Annotated in this window: 16 protein-coding genes; 12 read left to right on the top strand and 4 right to left on the bottom strand. The window is 40.0% G+C overall.

The window, feature by feature from the left end:
* Positions 1–63: 63 nt before the first annotated feature.
* The 3 genes from FFJ24_RS14355 (at position 64) to FFJ24_RS14345 (ending at position 4,213) form a co-directional block, all read left to right on the top strand.
* Complete coding sequence (locus FFJ24_RS14355) at positions 64–1,419, top strand: Gfo/Idh/MocA family protein (protein WP_138822229.1); 1,356 nt, start codon at positions 64–66, stop codon at positions 1,417–1,419.
* Between the two features lie 96 nt (positions 1,420–1,515).
* Positions 1,516–2,880, top strand: coding sequence for a DUF1080 domain-containing protein (locus FFJ24_RS14350; protein WP_138822227.1), 1,365 nt, complete (start codon positions 1,516–1,518; stop codon positions 2,878–2,880).
* A 139-nt stretch (positions 2,881–3,019) separates the two neighbouring features.
* Complete coding sequence (locus tag FFJ24_RS14345) at positions 3,020–4,213, top strand: Gfo/Idh/MocA family protein (RefSeq protein ID WP_138822225.1); 1,194 nt, start codon at positions 3,020–3,022, stop codon at positions 4,211–4,213.
* Between the two features lie 604 nt (positions 4,214–4,817).
* Here FFJ24_RS14345 and FFJ24_RS14340 read toward each other — a convergent pair.
* Positions 4,818–5,276 carry a type I restriction enzyme HsdR N-terminal domain-containing protein gene (locus FFJ24_RS14340; RefSeq protein ID WP_138822223.1) on the bottom strand — a complete coding sequence of 153 codons (459 nt, stop codon included), beginning with the start codon at positions 5,274–5,276 and terminating at the stop codon, positions 4,818–4,820.
* Between the two features lie 213 nt (positions 5,277–5,489).
* Here FFJ24_RS14340 and holA point away from each other — a divergent pair, with 213 nt between their 5' ends.
* The 3 genes from holA to FFJ24_RS14325 all read left to right on the top strand — a co-directional run bounded on the left by holA (position 5,490) and on the right by FFJ24_RS14325 (position 9,624).
* A complete protein-coding gene (gene holA / locus FFJ24_RS14335; protein ID WP_138822221.1) occupies positions 5,490–6,509 on the top strand; it encodes a DNA polymerase III subunit delta in 1,020 nt (339 codons plus the stop codon).
* Positions 6,510–6,845: 336 nt separating this feature from the next.
* On the top strand, positions 6,846–7,589 hold the full coding sequence (locus tag FFJ24_RS14330; RefSeq protein ID WP_138822219.1) for a hypothetical protein: 744 nt from the start codon (positions 6,846–6,848) through the stop codon (positions 7,587–7,589).
* 7 nt (positions 7,590–7,596) lie between these two features.
* Positions 7,597–9,624, top strand: coding sequence for a plastocyanin/azurin family copper-binding protein (locus FFJ24_RS14325; protein WP_138822217.1), 2,028 nt, complete (start codon positions 7,597–7,599; stop codon positions 9,622–9,624).
* A 1,307-nt stretch (positions 9,625–10,931) separates the two neighbouring features.
* Here FFJ24_RS14325 and FFJ24_RS26135 read toward each other — a convergent pair.
* Complete coding sequence (locus tag FFJ24_RS26135) at positions 10,932–11,552, bottom strand: class I SAM-dependent methyltransferase (RefSeq protein ID WP_168202481.1); 621 nt, start codon at positions 11,550–11,552, stop codon at positions 10,932–10,934.
* A 144-nt stretch (positions 11,553–11,696) separates the two neighbouring features.
* Here FFJ24_RS26135 and FFJ24_RS14315 point away from each other — a divergent pair, with 144 nt between their 5' ends.
* The 5 genes from FFJ24_RS14315 (at position 11,697) to FFJ24_RS14295 (ending at position 15,002) form a co-directional block, all read left to right on the top strand.
* Positions 11,697–12,704 carry an AraC family transcriptional regulator gene (locus FFJ24_RS14315; protein WP_138822215.1) on the top strand — a complete coding sequence of 336 codons (1,008 nt, stop codon included), beginning with the start codon at positions 11,697–11,699 and terminating at the stop codon, positions 12,702–12,704.
* A 27-nt stretch (positions 12,705–12,731) separates the two neighbouring features.
* On the top strand, positions 12,732–12,989 hold the full coding sequence (locus FFJ24_RS14310; protein ID WP_138822213.1) for a hypothetical protein: 258 nt from the start codon (positions 12,732–12,734) through the stop codon (positions 12,987–12,989).
* A gap of 436 nt (positions 12,990–13,425) precedes the next feature.
* Positions 13,426–13,986 carry an RNA polymerase sigma factor gene (locus tag FFJ24_RS14305; RefSeq protein ID WP_138822211.1) on the top strand — a complete coding sequence of 187 codons (561 nt, stop codon included), beginning with the start codon at positions 13,426–13,428 and terminating at the stop codon, positions 13,984–13,986.
* Positions 13,967–14,236, top strand: coding sequence for a hypothetical protein (locus FFJ24_RS14300; RefSeq protein WP_138822209.1), 270 nt, complete (start codon positions 13,967–13,969; stop codon positions 14,234–14,236). Before FFJ24_RS14305 ends, FFJ24_RS14300 begins: the two co-directional genes overlap by 20 nt.
* Before the next feature lie 76 nt (positions 14,237–14,312).
* A complete protein-coding gene (locus FFJ24_RS14295; RefSeq protein WP_138822207.1) occupies positions 14,313–15,002 on the top strand; it encodes an ATP-dependent Clp protease proteolytic subunit in 690 nt (229 codons plus the stop codon).
* A gap of 347 nt (positions 15,003–15,349) precedes the next feature.
* Here FFJ24_RS14295 and FFJ24_RS14290 read toward each other — a convergent pair whose 3' ends face one another.
* Entirely contained in the window at positions 15,350–15,847 is a 498-nt protein-coding gene (locus FFJ24_RS14290) for a hypothetical protein (protein ID WP_138822205.1), read from the bottom strand.
* A 60-nt stretch (positions 15,848–15,907) separates the two neighbouring features.
* On the bottom strand, positions 15,908–16,267 hold the full coding sequence (locus FFJ24_RS14285) for a ferredoxin (protein ID WP_138822203.1): 360 nt from the start codon (positions 16,265–16,267) through the stop codon (positions 15,908–15,910).
* A 610-nt stretch (positions 16,268–16,877) separates the two neighbouring features.
* Between FFJ24_RS14285 and FFJ24_RS14280 the strand changes: the two genes are divergently transcribed.
* On the top strand, positions 16,878–19,055 hold the full coding sequence (locus tag FFJ24_RS14280; RefSeq protein ID WP_138822201.1) for a S41 family peptidase: 2,178 nt from the start codon (positions 16,878–16,880) through the stop codon (positions 19,053–19,055).
* The last annotated feature ends 249 nt before the right edge of the window (positions 19,056–19,304 follow it).

The following is a 19,304-nucleotide window of genomic DNA, read 5'->3' as shown; positions in this document are numbered from 1 at the left end:
GTTAAACGCCTTATAAATCGTTTAATTCATAAGCTTCTAACCTTATTTAAACCGTGTTATTCTATGGAAAATTCCAGAAGAAAATTTATTAAACAATCAGCAGTATTTGCTGCAGCAACCTATGTGGGTACCATGGGCATGAGCGCTAAAAGTTATGGCCGTATTATCGGCGCTAACGATAGGGTACGCGTGGGGGTTGTTGGATTTTCTGATCGCTTTAAAGACACCCTTTTGCCTTGCTTCCTGAATCACAACAAGGAGCTGAACTTCGATATTGTAGGCCTTTCTGATTTGTGGAACTACCGTAGAGATTTAGGAATTGCCCATTTAAAAGAAAAATTTGGTCATGATATTAAAGCCTGCCGTAACAACGATGAGCTTTATGCTACAAAAGATCTTGATGCCGTAATTATCAGTACCGCCGATTTTCAGCATGCACTTCATACCATCGAGGCTGTAAAGGCCAATTGCGATGCGTATGTAGAAAAGCCTTTTGCCGAAACCATGGACGATGCCAAAGCTGCATTTAAAGCCGTTAAGGCCAGCAAGCAGATTGTGCAAATTGGCTCGCAAAGAAGAAGTGGCGAAAATTATATCAATGCAGCAAAATTTATACAGGATGGAAAATTCGGGCCGATAACTGCTGTAGATTTAGTGTGGAATGTAAACCAGCCAGGCAGATGGCGCAGGCCAGATTTGGTGGCTAAATTGAAAGAAGAAGATATTGATTGGAAAAGGTTTTTGTTAAACCGTCCAAATGAAGCGTTTGATCCGAGAAAATATTTAGAATATAGATTATTCTGGCCCTATTCGTCAGGGATGCCCGGGCAATGGATGAGTCATCAGATTGATACCGTGCATTGGTTTACCAATTTAAAACATCCGCGAAGTGTAGTGGCAAATGGTGGTATTTACACCTGGAAAGATGGCCGTAGAAACTGGGATTCGATGGTTGCTGTATTCGATTATGGCCAGCCAGATACTACCGATGGTTTCCAGGTTACTTTTACTTCGAGGATGCAGAACAGTGTGGGCGATGTAGGCGAGGTTTATTACTCGAATGGTGGCGAGCTCAACCTGATTACCAATAAAGTTTCGCCAAAAGGAGGTTTAAGGGAAAAAGAAGCCGCAGCCATGGGATTGAAGGCTAATCTTTTGCCTGAATTTGATTTAAGTAAAACCGAAATTAAAGCCGCAACAGGTGCCAATATGGGCGGTGATGGATTAACCTCTGGCCACATGCGTAACTGGATGGAATGTGTGCGTAGCCGTAAAACACCAAACGCACCTGTGGAAGCGGGTTATTCGCATTCTATTGCCAATATCATGACCAATGCTGCGGTACGCACGGGTGCAAAAGCAGTTTTCGATGAAAGCAGACAAGAAGTAATCGCAAACGGAAAAGTATTTAAATATTAACCTATTCAAATTGTACAATACGCTTTATGCCCAGTAGAACACTTGCTTAAGATGTTCTCAAGTGGCTTAGGTGGTTAAAATAATAGAAAACCTATCATGTTAAATATCAAAAAATATAGTATTCTAGCCCTTTCCCTGATCAGCCTATCGGCCGCTGCCCAAAAAGCAAGACCATTGTTTGACGGTAAAACACTAACGGGTTGGAAAGCCGTTGCAGGTGCAGCACCTTATAAAGTTGAAGATGGGATGATTGTGGGGACCATGACCAAAGGCACACCAAATTCGTTCTTAATCACCGAAAAAGAATATGGCGATTTCATTTTAGAACTGGATGTGAAACTGGAAGGCGAAACCACCAATTCTGGCATCCAGACCCGTAGTCATATTAAACCAGAAGGAAATAATGGTAAAGGATTGGTTTTTGGCAGGCAGGTAGAACTAGACCCTACACCAAGAGCATGGACAGGTGGAATTTACGACGAAGCCAGAAGATTGTGGCTATATCCTCTGGAACTTAATCCAGCGGCAAAACCTTTGTACAAAAGGAATGCGTTTAACCATTACAAAATCGAATGTATTGGTAACGAAACCAAAACCTGGGTAAATGGAACGCCTGTGGCCTACGTGATCGATACCTTGGATAAATCTGGATTTATCGGTTTGCAGGTTCATGGCATTGGCAATAACCTCGATAATGATGGCAAGAAAGTGTATTTTAAAAACATTAACATTCAAACCGAAGGTTTAAAGGCTAAAGCTTTTCCTAAAGGAATTTATACGGTTAATTTAACCCCAAATACTTTATCTGCTTACGAAAAATCGGAAGGTTATAAACTATTATTCGATGGTAAAAGCAGTGCAGGTTGGGTTGGTGCTCATAAAACTGTTTTTCCTGCCAAAGGATGGAAAATTGCCGATGGCGTAATCAGTGTGGAACCTTCGGGTGGTGCAGAATCGACCAATGGCGGCGATATTGTGACCAGGGATGAATATGCTGCTTTTGACTTGTCGTTCGAGTTTAAATTGACACCGGGAGCAAATAGCGGGTTGAAATATTTTGTTACACTGAGCGAAAATAACAAAGGTTCGGCCATTGGCCTGGAATACCAGGTTTTAGATGATGAATTGCACCCTGACGCAAAATTGGGCAGAGATGGAAACCGCACTTTGGCATCTTTATACGATTTAATGACTGCTAAAAAAGAAGCCCGTTACCTGCGCCCAATCGGTAGCTGGAACAATGGACGTTTGGTGGTTTATCCAGATAACAAAGTAGAACATTATTTAAACGGGGTTAAAGTGTTAGAATATACGCGTGGATCAGAAGAGTTTAAAAAATTGGTTGCCATTAGTAAATATAAAGATTGGAAAAACTTTGGCGAAGCACCAAAAGGACATATCCTGCTGCAGGATCATGGCAATAAAGTAGATTTCAGGACCATTAAAATCAAGAATTTATAAGTTTTTGATTTGAAAATAAGTGTAAAATAGCCTTGACAGTTTAACCACTGATGTACACGGATTTTATCTGTGTGCATCCTTTTTATCTGTGGTTAATGTTTTACCTGTAAAGAATAAAATATTATAATACCATTATATCATGCATCGTCGATCTTTTGTTAAAACATCAGCCTTAATAGGTTCCGGTTTATTTTTGGGCAATCAGGGGTTTGCAAATTTAGTAGCTGACGAAATCATTAATGTGGCCATGATCGGTTGTGGTGACCGTGGCAAAGGCGTTTTGTCGGTAATTAAATCTATGCCTGCAAAATATAATATCAAAGCTTATTGCGACCTGCTCGGTTTTAGGCTTAAAGAGGCCGAAAAGTATGTTCCAGCCGATGCAAAGGCCATTAAAGATTACCACAAAGTTTTAGACGATAAAACAATCGACGCGGTTTTTATTGCTACACCTTTAAGCGAGCATTTCAAAATTGCCAAAGACGCGGTGCTGGCTGGCAAACATGTGTATGTAGAAAAAACCATGACATATAATATTGCCCAGGCGCTCGAACTTAAAAAACTGGTAAAACAATATCCCAATCATGTTTTTCAGGTGGGGTATCAATACCGTTATTCGCCCCTATATTTTAAGGTGAAAGACATGATCCAAAGTGGTTATTTAGGTAAGGTTAGCCAAATCGATTGTCGTTGGGACCGTAATGGAAATTGGCGCAGGGCTGTTCCTGATCCTGCTTTAGAGCGCAAAATTAACTGGCGGATGTACAAGGAATATTCTGGCGGATTAGCGGCCGAACTCCTGTCGCACCAGATTGATTTTATCAACTGGGCTTTCGAAACCCAACCTGATGAAATTATGGGCTCGGGAGGCATAGATGTTTTTAAAGATGGCCGCGAAACTTATGATAACATACAAGCCATTCTGCGGTATAATGAAAAAGGCATGATTGGCAACTTCGGGGCCACTTGTGGCAATGCGCACGATGGTTACCTGTTTAAAATAAAGGGTACCAAAGGTTCGGTTTCTTTGCTTACCAATACCGGTTTATTTTATCCTGAAGAAAGTACAAAAAAAGAGCTGGGTATCGTTGATGGGGTAACCGGGGCGACAAAAATCGTGGTGAATAAAGATGGCGGAATCCCGATTTTAGATAAAGCCACCATTGATGGTACAAATTATGCGCTCGATGAATTTTATAAATCGATAATCACCAGGAAAGAACCCGCATCAAATATCAATACTGGAACCCAGGCGGCTATATGCGTGGCCATGTGTAACGAGGCGATTTATAGTGGTAATAAACAGGTTTGGAAGTCGGAGTATAGTGTTTAGATCATATTCTCTTTTGTCATTCTGAACGAAGTGAAGAATCTTTTTCTATTGGTTGGTGCTCCAGTGAGAGAATTTTAATGCTCTTATTTTTTGGAAAGCAATTATTGTGGCTTGTTTTAAAGTAAGTCCTGCTTTTCATTACAAGTCTTCGCTACGCTGTGGGCTTTACATTTCAATCAGGTTTAAAATTGAAAGGCTTTTGCTGCTATTGAAGGTTGGATAGCATGATTCAGAAAGACACTATTCCTGCGTATTGCAACCCCTAATCGCCTTGCTGGCTGTGCCACCTAAACCCGATCAAAGCGGGATGCCAATTTTTTCAATTGGCAGAAGCGGGAGCGGGACTGAATAAACCTAAGTGTGGTGTTCCTGCTTTCCAAAAAAGAGCATTACAATACATTGATACTTTTTCATTCTATTGGTTGGTGTCCCACCGACCAAGACGGACTATTATTTTACTGTAACTAGGTGGGGGTGCCCAACAAGATTTACATCATATTACCTCGCGCTTTGGAGTAAGGGGTCAAGAAAGATCCTTCATCGCATTCAGGATGACAGAATAGAGTAAGTTCTTGTTGTTTCGCATCTCTTCGGCTATTCAATGCTAAAGCCCCCAATATTCTGGCATTTCTTCTACGAAATTAAAGCTGCCCTTTTCCGTATCCATCCTGGCATAAACGTGCTGCAAACCATTCGTTAGCACAATCCACCTGGCCTGATGTATCGAATTATACCGCGAGGCCTGATCAAAAACCGATTGTGTAATTTTTACCTTTGGTGCCTTACATTCAATCAACATCAGTTTTTCACCAGCGGTATTATAAACCAAAATATCGCTTCGTTTTTGTAATTGGTTTAACACCAAACCACCTTCAATCTGGATTAACGTACGTGGAAATTTCTTATCTAAAATCAGGTTTTGTATAAAATGCTGACGCACCCATTCTTCGGGGGTAAGCACCAGGTGTTTCTTCCTCAGTTCATCAAAAATAAATACCACGTCATCCTTTTGGGTAATTTTAAATGGGTATGGCGGAAGGTTAAGCGGGGTAGGAGTGAACATTTCAGTTGGCAGTTTTCAGTTAACAGTTATATGTCTTTTAACAATGCAACAATAAAACAATTTATCAATTATTGCAGCTTCAAAGTTAGTTAATTTTAGGCTATGCGATGAATTCTCCAGTCTAATGTCTCATATCTCACTTCTCAAATCTCACATCTATAAATTATAAACATTTACCCAAATCCTTAAACCTAAATTGTAATTTTACAGGCAATGACTGCTGCCGAAATTATTAAAGATATCAAAGCCCGAAAGTTCAAACCTGTGTATTTATTACATGGTGAAGAATCTTATTACATTGATCAGGTGACTGATTATATTGAAGATAAGCTGTTGAACGATGCCGAAAAAGGTTTCAATCAAACGGTTTTATACGGAAAAGATACCGATATGGCTACGGTTTTGGGTGCTGCAAAGCGTTACCCCATGATGTCTGATTATCAGGTAGTAATTGTTAAAGAAGCGCAGGATTTAAAGTGGGGCAAGGAAGACAGTTCAAAAGAAGGCGAATTCGTACTCAATTATTTCGAAAAACCGCTGCCAAGTACCATTTTGGTGCTGGCTTATAAATATGCCAATTTCGATAAACGAAAAAAAATCTATAAAGCCATCAATAAAAGCGGATTGATTTTTCAGTCAGATCCTGTACGCGATTATAAACTGGTGCCCTGGATCGAAGAATTTATCAAAGAAAAAGGTTACAAGATCGATCAGCAGGCATCGGCGCTAATGGCTGAGTATTTGGGGACCGATCTTTCTAAAATTGCCAATGAGATCGAAAAATTAATGCTGAATGTTTCGAAGGAAGTAACCATTAATACCGACCTGGTTCAGAGAAACATAGGCATTAGTAAAGAATATAACGTTTTCGAATTGCAGAAAGCAATGGCCATCCGCGATGTACTAAAATGTAATAAAATTATCAATTACTTTGCCAGCAACCCTAAGGCCAATCCAACCGTAATGGTTTTGGCCAATCTAGGTGGTTATTTTACCAAACTTCTTAAATACCATTATATCCCTAATAAGGCCGATGCCGCATCAGCTTTGGGGGTGCCTCCATTCTTTATTAAAGATTATGAGGTAGCGGCAAGAAATTACAACACGGGGAAAGTTTTCCAGGTGATCGGTTTACTCCGTGAATATGATTTGAAAAGCAAAGGATTAGATAGTACCGGCAATGTTGATGATGGCGAACTCTTAAAAGAACTGGTATTTAAGATTGTTCATTAAGCATCACGAACCAATTCTTTAATCATTATACAAGCATAGTGGAGAATCTATCTGCTAGATCTTGGTAATTGAACTTGCCTTTTCTGCTCACTGCGAAATGATGAGTTTGGCCTTAAAAGTAAAAACTAATGGATCATCAAGCTAGATTTATACGTTTTTAGTAAAAGGTTTTACTAGTTTACGGCCTGATTGTGCTATCGTTTGTCTTACTTAAAATTTAACTTTAATTAGTTGTAAATTAACTTGTTGTGTGGTTTTTGGGTGATTGTTTTTGTAAACTGATATGCTAATGATATATTTGTTATGCAACCGATTGTTTAGTTGCTTCTTAACCAGATGAAAATTATGATCTATAAACGAATGATGTGCTGCCTCGCACTTCTCACCTGCTGTGCAGCCTATTCTATGGCCCAAAATGTTAACCCCTATGTCATCAACGCAGCGAACAAACCCTATTTATTGCGAAGCTTCCTGATGTTCGAAGGAAAAAAACGTACCCATGTGATTTCTGTAGGTACACCCGAAAAGGTAAACTATGCTTATGATTTAAAACAGGGTGCCTTGCTGGAGGTATGGCGCGGAGATTTTATGGATGTGACCGAAATGTGGAAAGACAGGGGGGAACCTCAGCTCGCCAAACCTTTAGGTACGGTTTTACCACTTTCTGCAGCACCTGCCCTTGCAGCACTGGCTGATAAGGATGCTGTGTGGCCAGATTCTATCGCTTTTGACGACCTGCAAAATAAAGGTTATGTTTTAGACAAAAGCAAAATGCCTGCATTTTTATATACTGCTAACGGTAGCGATGTAAGCGATAAAATAGTCGTTTTAGATGGCGGTGCAGGACTCAGCCGTACCATTAGTATTAGCAACAGCAAGCAGCCACTTTATTGTCGTATTGCAGTAGGGACAAGCATTGAAGCACATAAAAATAATACCTACACTGTTGGCGATAAAGCATATACCCTAAAATTGGCTGATGGCACAAAAGCTTTTATCAGGAAAACCCAAAATGGCAAAGAGCTACTGGTATTGCTGGCCAATGCTACCGATTCGTTAACCTATTCACTAACCTGGTAATCAAGACATGAAAAAATCAACATACTTATTGTCTCTTTTGTTACTGGGCACTGGTCTGGTAACGGTAAAAGCACAAACACAAACAGAGAAGCAGATTTATCCCATCGTAACTGTTCCCATCCCAAAAGAAATAGCACTTGAAGTTGGTGGAATGACCTTTTTACCTAATGATGAGCTGGCTGTAGCTACCCGCAAAGGTGAAGTCTGGATTATTACCAACCCATACATGAAAAACGGGCAGCAACCCAAATACCGCTTGTTTGCACACGGCATGCACGAAGTATTAGGTTTAAATTATATCAAGGGAGATATTTACCTCACTCAGCGCGCTGAGATTACGCGCCTGCGCGATCTGGATGGCGATGGAGAAGCCGATGAATATAGCACCATGTATTCGTGGCCATTATCGGGCAATTACCATGAATATGCGTATGGCCCTATGCTGGATAAAGATGGCAACATGGTGGTTACACTTAACCTGGGCTGGATTGGTTATGGTGCCAGTTTATCTAAATGGCATGGCTGGATGCTCAAATTCACTCCTGATTTTAAGTTAAAGCCTTTTGCAACCGGTTTCCGCTCGCCTGCAGCAATGGCGCTAAATAGCGACGGTGAAATATTTTATGCCGAGAACCAGGGCGACTGGGTAGGTTCGGGCAGCATTATGCATGTAGAGGAAGGCGATTTTGTAGGCAATCCTGCTGGCCTGGCATGGGCAGGTGAACCTGGTTCACCAGTTAAGCTGCGCAAAAAAGATATTCCTGATACCGGCGAACCTGAATTCGAAGTTGCCAAAAGGGTGCGGGGACTAAAAACCCCTTCGGTATGGATTCCGCATTCGATTATGGGCAACTCCACATCCGGCATTCTGAATTATTCAGATAATGGTAATATGGGACCTTTTAAAGGACAACTTTTTGTAGGCGACCAATCGCAGAGTAATATCAATAGGGTATTTTTAGAAAAAGTTAAAGGTGTATACCAGGGTGTGGTATTTCCATTCCGCAGGGGATTTTCATCGGGAATACTCAGGATGAACTGGGGCTCGGATGGCAGTATGCTGGTGGGGATGACTTCAAGAGGATGGTCATCGACGGGTAAGGCCGAATACGGGCTGCAGCGTTTAACCTGGTCGGGTATTATGCCATTTGAGGTACAAACGGTAAAAGCGCAGCCCGATGGTTTCGAACTCGAGTTTACTATGCCGGTTGATGAAAAAACAGCCCGCGATGCCGGCGCCTATAAACTCTCCACTTTTACCTATAAATACCACCACATTTATGGTAGTCCGGTAATCAATCAATCGCCACGTAGCATTAAAGCCATTGTCGTTTCTCCTGATCATAAACGGGTGCGATTGGTGTTGGATAGCTTAAAAGAAGGCTACATTCACGAAATCAAAATGGAAGGATTACGCGCCGAAAATGGCAATATCCCATTGTTGCATGATTATGGATATTATACCATGAACAAGATTCCCGATGGAGAAAAAATAGCGCTAACTGCCGAAAATAAACCCACAGGCAACGCGCCGGTGGCACACCACATGGAGGGAATGGATCATCACCAAATGGGCAATATGCCAGCAGGTGGTGGCGTAGTTAAAGGTAATACTGATGTTGGGAAACATGTTACTGAACAACCAGAAACCTGGACTAAAGGACCTGATAAAACTATCGTATTGGGCACCAAGCCAGGTTTGAAATTCGACATCACCAATATTACCCTAAAAGCAGGTACCAAAGTAAAACTAACCTTTAAGAATGTGGATGATATGTTGCATAATTTTGTGCTTACCACACCTGGATCGGGCAATGCGGTAGGTGAAATGGCCTTGAAAATGGGCCTTGATGGCGAAAAGTACTATTTCGTTCCGGCAACACCTAAGGTGCTGGCTTATACGGTATTGCTACAGCCTGGAAAATCGGATACGATTTATTTTACAGTACCTAAAACACCTGGTACCTATCCTTTTATTTGTACCTATCCGGGTCATTATATGGTGATGAAAGGGCAGATGAAGGTGGTTAAATAACTAAGACTTATATGTTTATTTTTAGTTGTTTAGGCTTCCCTTTTTGTCATCCTGAACGCAGTGAAGGATCTTTTCTCGAGCAGATATATAAACGACTATTATAGCGCTATTTAACAGCATGACATAATGTTCAGATAGGTTGGTGAGCCACCAACCTTGAATTTGTAGAAACGGCTTACTCATTTCTTAGGTAAGCCGTTTTTCTTTTATTGTGAATTATTGTGACGAATGTTGTTCTAAATTTATCACAATAAGATCCTGAAACAAGTTCAGGAAGACGATTCTTCAAGTGAAATTGTCTTTTCGTATTCTAGCGCAAGTCTTAGCGAACATTGTCTTGAGCATTGGCCTGCGGTTCTGTCCGTAGTTTAAGCATAGCGTCTCTATGAATACAAGAATAAAATTAAGTTTATAAACTCAATAGAAACGAGTCACAGACTCTTTTCTATTATTAATCCGTAGAACCCTTCGGAACGCTACAGACAGAAACTAACAAATTGCATTTCTGCTGCCCATGCCAAAAATTACGAAGCTTTTTTTGCCCGCTTTCACCATAATTTTTTATATTAGGTTAATCAAAAGCGATGATAACCCAAATCAATCCGTCTGATTAAAGATCCCCCAAAAAAATATTCCAAGTCCACCTTTACGCCACATTTACCCCACGTTTTAGCCACCTTCCGGCCAGGCTTGCTTTACACCTGCTTGCACACTGCTTAACCCTTGCTTTGGTGGAGTGATGCCCCTGGTTGAGATCAGGTAGATTAAAGATTTGACTCGCTTTAGATTGGCAGGCTAACAATAGCTAAATAAAAGGTAAAGGGAAAGTTACCTTAAGGTATTGTTGGTGTATAACTGTGTCGGAGCAGCCTGGTTAAAGAAACCCGCTCTGTCCGTAGCGTTAAGCATAGCATCTCTATGGACAGACACGGGGGCGTCATTTCGACCGTAGTGGAGAAATCTTTTAACATAGTACAAAGATCTCTCCACTTCGCGTTGCTCCGGTCGAGATGACGACCATTGTATTGGAGCCTGTCAATGATAGCGTATTCCAAGACCTCTTGCAATGATAAATCACAAAAAGATGTCAGCCTGAGGGTTAATTAATTGTTTAAAATCAATATGAGTGACAGAATGGATAAAGAAGGGAATGGTCTCGAATATCTTCATTTCGACCGCAGTGGAGAAATCTTTTAACATAGCTCAAAGATTTCTCCATTTCGCTGCGCTTCAGTCGAAATGACGGCGAATTTTTCCTCAACTTAATGACATTGGATTCCACTAGTATGTGAATTTAACCAGATCAACTATTTTTTCTGACCTGATACCATAATAAACGGTTTGGTGACTTCCTTTCCGTTTTGATCGGTTACCGTCTCCGTTAACTTATTTACTTCAATATTTGCAAATCCCGATTGTTTGAAAAACGATTTTACTTCATCAATCTCATAAAATGTAAAATCCAATTGTGTCCAGGGCAGGTCGCCGCCAAAGTTTTTTTCAACAAAGGCAAGGTTCATTTTTCCCTCCGGTTTTAATACGCGGTAGCTCTCCGTTAAGTATTTTAGGGGATCAGGCCAGAAATAAATGGTATTCGCCGTAAAACAAAAATCGAAGGAATTATCCTCGAAATCGAGTTGATGATCCGTTTTTTTAATCAATTCTATGGCATTGCCATCAGCTTCATCAGTAGAAAAGGCCTCCTTTATAGCAGCTTCGTTAATGTAGGTGCCGGAGTAACTGATATTTTCTGCTTTTTGAAGCAGATAAGAAAGGTGTTCGGTACTAGAAAGTCCAATTTCCAATACTTTTGCCTCCTTTTTTAAGGGTAAATGTTGCAAAAGTTTAAAAATTAGACTGTTTTTAGGTGGGAGAGTGTTAATTTTTTTATCTAGCGTTAATGTATTTTGGTCTTCTTGCTCTTCCATGATAAAGTGATTAACATCTTGCGGTACATTTCGCAATTGGGGCAAAATTGAAAAATAGCTGCTGTACGCTTTTACATCAAAAGGATTTTCTTTTACATAAAATCGAATTGTGGATAACCCAATAGCGTTATTCCGGCTTTTTTTGTGATCATTGCCATTATGGGGATCAATGTTGGTAAGAATTACGGTGCCTGGAAAAAGGTAGGGGGCAGCTTTGATGATCTTCCCGTACGTGGGGGATTGGTTACAAAAAGAAAGGAGAAACACAGTTTTTCTTTTAGCGATGCGGAATTGGTACAGATCAATATTCCTGGTATTTATATCGTGTACGGCGACATCCTGTTTAAACAACACCAGATGTATTTCAGGCCTACTTATGATGTGCCGGATATGATTAAACTGCGTTTTACACTCTCTGGCAATGGGACCATCTTTAACAACGTAAATAAGCAACAGTACACCTTTAATGCTAACCAGCAAAATATTATTTACATGCCTGACCTTGATGGTACAGGCCAATATGATACCGGCCAGAGCTACCGCTTTTTTGAGGTACATTTTGCTAAAGAAAAGTTTTTGCAATTGGCAGAGCACTCCACCAAAGCATTACAGGTTTTGGCAGATGATGCTGATACCGGGCGTTATACACAACTTTCGGAGCACAACCTCCCTATTTCATGGGCCATGCAGCACTGCATCAGGGATATTCTCGATTGTGATTATCCGGAAGGCTTGAAGCGTATGTTTATCGAATCGAAATGTATTGAGCTGCTTGTGCTTCAAGCCGAAGCTTTTGAACGGGCCATTAGCCAAAAAGAACCTGCGGCTTTACATTCTGCTTACGATAGGGAATGCATTTATCATGCGAGGGATTACCTCATTGCCAATATCCACCAGCCACCATCGGTTGCTGAACTGGCTAAATTATGTGGCATTAACGAATTTAAGCTTAAACAGGGTTTTAAAGGACTATTTGATAACAGTATATTCGGTTACCTGAGCGATTACAGGCTGAACCATGCAAAAGAGCTACTGCTGGAAGGGATTTCCATAAAATCGGTGGCCTTTATGCTTGGTTATTCTTCTGTACAGCACTTTAGCAATGCCTTTAGAAAGAAATTTGCGGTGACGCCGGGTAAGTTGAACGGTTAAGACGGGAATTGGTTAATACGCTACAGTATGAATTCTTCTTCCGCTCTATGCCGCGGTGGCATGGTACTTTGGAGCGCCAAAGTACCCAAAGCGCTTCGTCAATCCAGCAATGAGCCTTTTGCACAATCCCATGCGCATCAAAAAAACAGCGGCACTTCGTTTAATCAGGTGTTGTATGTGTTTTCTTTTGGTCTGATTGAGCCCTGCGGGGTTTGTGTTCAATATTTTTTTAAAAATTTAAATCATCGTTATGAACACAAAACCACTGCGTTTCAGGTTTGTTAGTGCCAATTTACCTGAACTGCACCTGTTTTTTTGATTTCCCCGGCTCTTGGGATTGACGGGCGTGCTTCGGTAAGGGCTGTGTTATTTCAAAGCAAGCTAGCGTAATGCCTAAACTTTCCTTAAAAGAGGATTGTCCACAAGGTAGTATTAATATTGTTTCGGTAAGGGCTATGTTGTTTCAAAGCAAGCTGGCATAACGCCTAAATTTTTCTTAAAAGAGAATTGTCCATAAGCTAGGATTTAATATAAGGATTGGGATTGACGGGCGTGCTTCGGTAATGGCTGTGTTATTTCAAAGCAAGCTGGCATAACGTTCCAAACAATTTTTACGATATGTTTCCGAACAATAGATTAACTAACGCCCCAAAAAAATAATTATTAATTTTAGGTGATATCTGATCAAAAATCCCCACATACTATATAAAACATAGTAATCATGACAGCAACATCCATCAAAGAGAAGCCCAGCCAACGCGAAGCCCTTTTTATGAAACTCTACAAAGAAGCTTTTCCTTTGGTAGCAAGACATGTAAGCAAGATGGGCGGATCATTTGAGGAAGCGAAAGATATTTTTCAGGATGCGCTGGTGGTGTATTATGAGAAAGTGCAGGTTTCGGAACTGAAGCTGAAGTACCAGGAAAAAGCTTATTTATTTGGAATCGCGAAATATTTATGGATTAAACGTTATCAGGAAAACGACAAACATGTTACCCTTGATTCCCCTGGTTTTGTTTTTAATGAAGAGATGGATTTGGCAGATACCGGATATGAGGAAGTTTCTTCAGGGAAACTGATGCATTTACTGGAGCAGGCCGGGCAGAAATGTATGCAGTTGCTTAGTGCTTTTTATTATGAAAAACTCGATATGGATACACTGGCCGGGCGTTTTGGCTTTTCGGGTGCACGCTCTGCAACCGCCCAGAAATTTAAATGCCTCGAAAAAGTGAAAGAAACCGTTAAAGCAAAATCCTTAAAATATGAAGACATCGTTGAATGAGCTCCGTTTAATAGAGCATTATCTGCTGTCGGACGGTAAGGATGGAGAAAGTTTCCTGTTCGAAGCTAAAATGATCCTGCAGCCTGAACTAAAACAACAAGTTTACTGGCAGAACAAAACCTACCAGATGGTGCATGATTATGGCCGGAAGCAGCTGAAAAATGAAATCAATAACATACACGAAACGCTGTTTAATACCGCCGAGCATCAAACTTTCAGGCAAAAGGTAATGCGTTTGTTCCGCAAATAAACAATCAATTTAATTTATACATCATGCGCCATTATGGGGCAGGGCATCGCTATGCCTAAAATTTAAAATCAGTACGATGGATATTAACAAAGAATTCCGCCTTTATGCGGTAAAACACCAGGGCTTAAACAGCCTTTATGTAGATCAGTATATGGGCAGAACCGCTGCTTATACCCTGCCTGTTGCTATGACGCCCTACATTACGGAAGAACGCCAGCTGAATGTGGCACAAATGGATGTTTTCTCGCGGCTGATGATGGACAGGATTATTTTTTTAGGGGAAGCCGTTGATGAGCGGAATGCAAATGTAATACAGGCCCAATTGCTTTTTTTGCAATCAGTTGATACCAAAAGCGATATTCAATTGTATATCAACTCACCTGGTGGATCGGTTTATGCAGGTTTTGGCATTTATGATACCATGCAGTTTATCGCGCCTGATGTAGCCACTATATGTACGGGCATTGCACTTTCTATGGGTTCGGTATTGTTGTGTGCCGGTGCTGCCGGTAAACGCTCGGCTTTGCAGCACTCGAGGGTCATGATCCATCAAACCTCGGGCGGGGCAGAGGGAACCGCTATTGATATGGATATCAGGATCAGAGAAGTGTTAAAAGTACAATCAGATCTGTACCATATTTTGGCGAAACATAGTGGACAAAGGTATGAGCGGATCAATGAAATTGCCAGCCGCGATTATTGGATGAGCGCCATCGAAGCAAAGGAATTCGGAATGATAGATGAGGTATTGATGCGTGAGGGGTAAGGTTTGTTTAATTTAAATATTTCTGGCGCAAGTCCGGCTCAGCTAAAAGCAAGGGGCGGACTTGTGTTTTAAAATAAATGCGCTAAAGTACTAGTCATCCAGCCCAATGTTCTAAATACTAAAACTTGCGCAAGTATTGGGATTTGTATCATTCTAAATCCTCCAGTTTATAATCCATATCTAGCGCAAGTCTTAGCGCTTGGGCCAAAAGCGAAGGCCTGACTTGTGCTTAATAAAGATTTTTAGAACTAAAGTTTAATAGAGTTCCCAATATCGAACTTGCGTAAATATTTCATAGAAGCACTTCAAACGTCGTATTGCCAAACCGATGTTAGCGGCCCTTTATCTTAGAAATCCCATGTGGCGAAATAAATCATTCTGGTATGAGGTTGAAGTATCAAAAGTCTTCCATCATGAAATCTCAATCCTTTTTCGTCGGAACAACAATCTTCTACATAACTATAGTAGTTTGTAGTGTCATTAAGCAGTTTTATTAAATTCTCATCACCAAAATAGGTGGTTTTGCCATCATCATTAGTCGCTAAACCAACTCTTTCTGGAAAATTAAATTGAGTAGCAATTCCTATTCCAGGAGGAATTTGCCCTTTGTGCCATTTCAGGTTATTCCAAGGTGGACTACTATTCAGCCAGGAGTTAATTTGAGATTCAGTTGTTTTAAAGACAATGCTAAACTCTCCTTCCTGTAGTTCGTAATTGTCAGTAACCTTGATATTGCTAATAGAATCACTAATTGATAAACCAGTTCTTTCTTCAAAAACCGTTTTTGGCTCGCTTGATGAGCAGCTTGAAAGAAAAAAAAATAGGATATAGAGGTATTGTCGCATTATAATGGTTACTAATCGACTAGCGTAGAACTAAAACTTGTGCTGGTATTGGGATTTGTATCATTCTAAATCCTCCAGTTTATAATCGCATTCTGCTTGCATACCTAAATCATAAAGCCGCTTAAGTATTGCTTTGTCTTTACCGCCATATCTAATGCCTGAAATACACGAGACTTCCATTGCATTAATTGCGCGGTCTAATTCGTCAGCAGTAGTAGGTTGTTTCTTAAAATAGCAGTGTCCATATTCAATTTTAGAATGTTCCATTAAGTCGGGTGCTTCTGCCTCAGGTGCACCACAGGCAATACAAACCTGGTTCTCTACATAAAAATCTCCCATCGAATTTTCAGGATACCTTTCTGGTAGGGGTATATCATTATCTTTTGTCTTTATTGAAAAGATCTTTTTCAGGAATTCCATTTAATATTATGATTTTGTCACTTGATGTCTTGGTAAAATTACGGCCAATTCACAAATATGCGAAACTACGAATTGACAGCATCTTTAATTATCCTTACTGGCGTGTGCAATATATTGTTCCTTGCGTCTTTTTGTACAAGTATAAGCCTTATTATTTAAAATTCCAGTACCTATATTTAAGCATTTTAGCTTTTCATGAGGTCGGTGTTAACGAGGCTTCTTATCGTAAATCTTCAGGAAACAGGTGTAATAAGAACAAACCTTCCGCTGTGGAAAGGTAAGTGGTGGTGTAGCCTTGAATGATGTAAAATCGCTTTTAAGGGCAGTATAGGAATAATCAGTTAGAATGATCAAACACCGTTGAAAAACGATCAAATTGCTGGTTTAATTAAGAAAGGAGGTATCTTTATTTTAATTTAAGCTCAGAGGCGTTGGAAAATAGTTATGGCGAGTTTATAAGTATCAGAGTTCAGCTAATATTCGAATAAATAATTTCGACAGCACAGCGATATTGTTGTTACAAATGAAGGATATACAGCTTCAACAACTTCAGAAAACAAGAATATTGAAGAAGGTAAAAAAGAATTAAGAAACGTTATTCACAACTGATATGCCGATAAAGAAAGCACTAACCCTATTCCTTCTACTATCTCCAGTCTTGGTGCTAGGACAGTTGAGTAACCGCCAAATCAGGAATCTAACAGCATTTTCGAAAATCTATGGCTACGTCCAATATTTTCATCCTTCAGACGAAAACAAACTGGAAATATGGGAAGGGGTGGCGATAAACGGAAGTAAAGCTATGTTAAAGGTGAGTAATGATGATGAACTTATTGGTGAACTGAGAAAAATATTTCTTCCAATTGCTCCCACTATCAAAATTACCTTAACTGGTCAAAAAGAAAGTTTTGATATAGATAAACTGAAGCCGAATATCCCTGGTGGTTATAAAGAGATATCATGGCAGCACCTCGGATTTAATCTTTATAGCGGTATCTTAGAAAGGCCTTATAAGAGTATCAGATTAAATCGTACTCCGCTTGTAGGAAATGATCGCAATATACAATTGCCATTGACCGGCGCGTATGATGTATCAGGTTACCGGGGATTAAAGTATGATTTTAGCCTCACCACGCGTGTAAACAAAAAAGATGGTGAACCTGCTGAATTAAAAATAGTGAATGGAAAGGATTCAATAGAACTTAAAACCAACTTGCCTGAGATCCATCACTTCACGGGCACTATAAACAGTTCAGCTGAACTGATCGCATTTGAACTTGCAACAGACCCAAACATCCCAGTTTCGATTGATAAACCTGTTTTTAAGATTATTGATGGCGACAGATCATTTAGCCCTCATGAAATTTTAAATACAACCCAAAAAACAACTGCCAAACTAACAAAGATTACTTTCGAAATAATAGATCCAAACTATGCGCTTTATAGTCAAAAGCTTAAATTTGGCGAGTACCTCGATAAAGAAATTGTTAAGGGAATCAGTTTTGTAATGCCGCTTGTTTTATTAGGCAACAAATCTTCCACTTTCCCTATTGCAACAAATAAAGTAAACGATCATACCGACCTAAACTATAACAAGATTTCGGCATTTGAACATGAGGAATTAAGGATTGCAGATGTAATTATGCTCTGGAATATACTTAGACATTCCTTTCCATATATGGACGATGTAAAAATTGATCAGGAACGTCTTTTAGCTGAAATACTTCAGGAAGCCAGTTTAGCCAAAACCCACACCACCTACATCAAGGTGATTGAACGAATGTGTTCATTTTATAATGATGCACACATGTTTATTTCGATTATGGGAATGGAGCCTTACTACACGCTCCCAATTTCTCTTATTCGGGCAGATCATAAAATTGTAGTTAAGGAAGTTTCCGATAAACGACTCATGGATAGTATTTTTCCAGGTGACATTATTGTCAAGGTTAATGGAATTCCTGTTGGTAAGCGGGTTGATACATTAATTCAATATGCGTCGGGATCAAAGCAAAAAAAAGATCTGCTTGTACTTAACCGGCTGTTCAATGGGAAAAAAAATGAAAAAATAGAAGTTACCGTACTTCGACACGGAGATACCCGTAAGGTTGCAATTGAGCGAACAAAAGTATCAGAAGATTACACGCCGGGAAATGCAGGTTATTTACAAAAGGGAAATGGCTGGGTTGCACCGGATATCTATTATTTTGATCTCACGCGAAATTCTTTGACAGATCAGAATTTTAAACTTTTAAAGACTGCCAGGTCGATAGTGTTTGATCTTCGGGGATATGTTTTCGATCAGACAATCAGTACAGATCTGATTCCTGCTTTAACAAGGGACACCATCAGGACTGTACGCTTCTTTAACCCAAAAATTCTTTACCCTGATCTTGAGCATTTGAGTTTTCATCCGGGTCCCGAGATATATTTTCCTGATATTAAAAATAGATTAACACAGCAGGTAATATTTTTGACCAACGCATCTGCCATGAGTGCTTCAGAATCTTTATTGGGACTGATAAAAGACTTTAAACTGGGAATAATTGTAGGAGACGCGACTGCAGGTACCAATGGAGATGTAGATATAGCTTATCTCCCGGGTAATTTAATTGTGTACTTCTCCGGGATGTTGGTTAAAAATTCTGATGGGAGCAAGCATCACTTGAAAGGGGTTCTGCCGGATATTTATATTAGCCAATCCAGAAATTCAGTTGAAAAGCGAGAAGATTTAGTGTTGAAAAAGGCTCTTCAGGTGATTCGAAAAAGATGGAGTAGTCTGAAATGATCTTCTATAACAGGTGTCTTTTGATAGAATCACTCATCTTTTGATTAACCTACGGGGTAAATTGTCTTCTCAACTGGAGCACGTGCCTTTTTCAGGCAGCAGCGAAATGGAGAGATCTTTTAAATCAGGTTTTATTGATCAATCTAATTTAGAAGGTTAAAGATTCCTTTATTTTATCTATCGGTTGGTGTCTCACCTACCGAAATTAAGTGATATAACTGCGCTGTCCGTAGCGTTAAGCATAATATC

The organism is Pedobacter sp. KBS0701 (assembly GCF_005938645.2).
Classification (GTDB): Bacteria; Bacteroidota; Bacteroidia; order Sphingobacteriales; family Sphingobacteriaceae; genus Pedobacter.
This window is presented reverse-complemented; position numbering and strand designations above follow the sequence as displayed.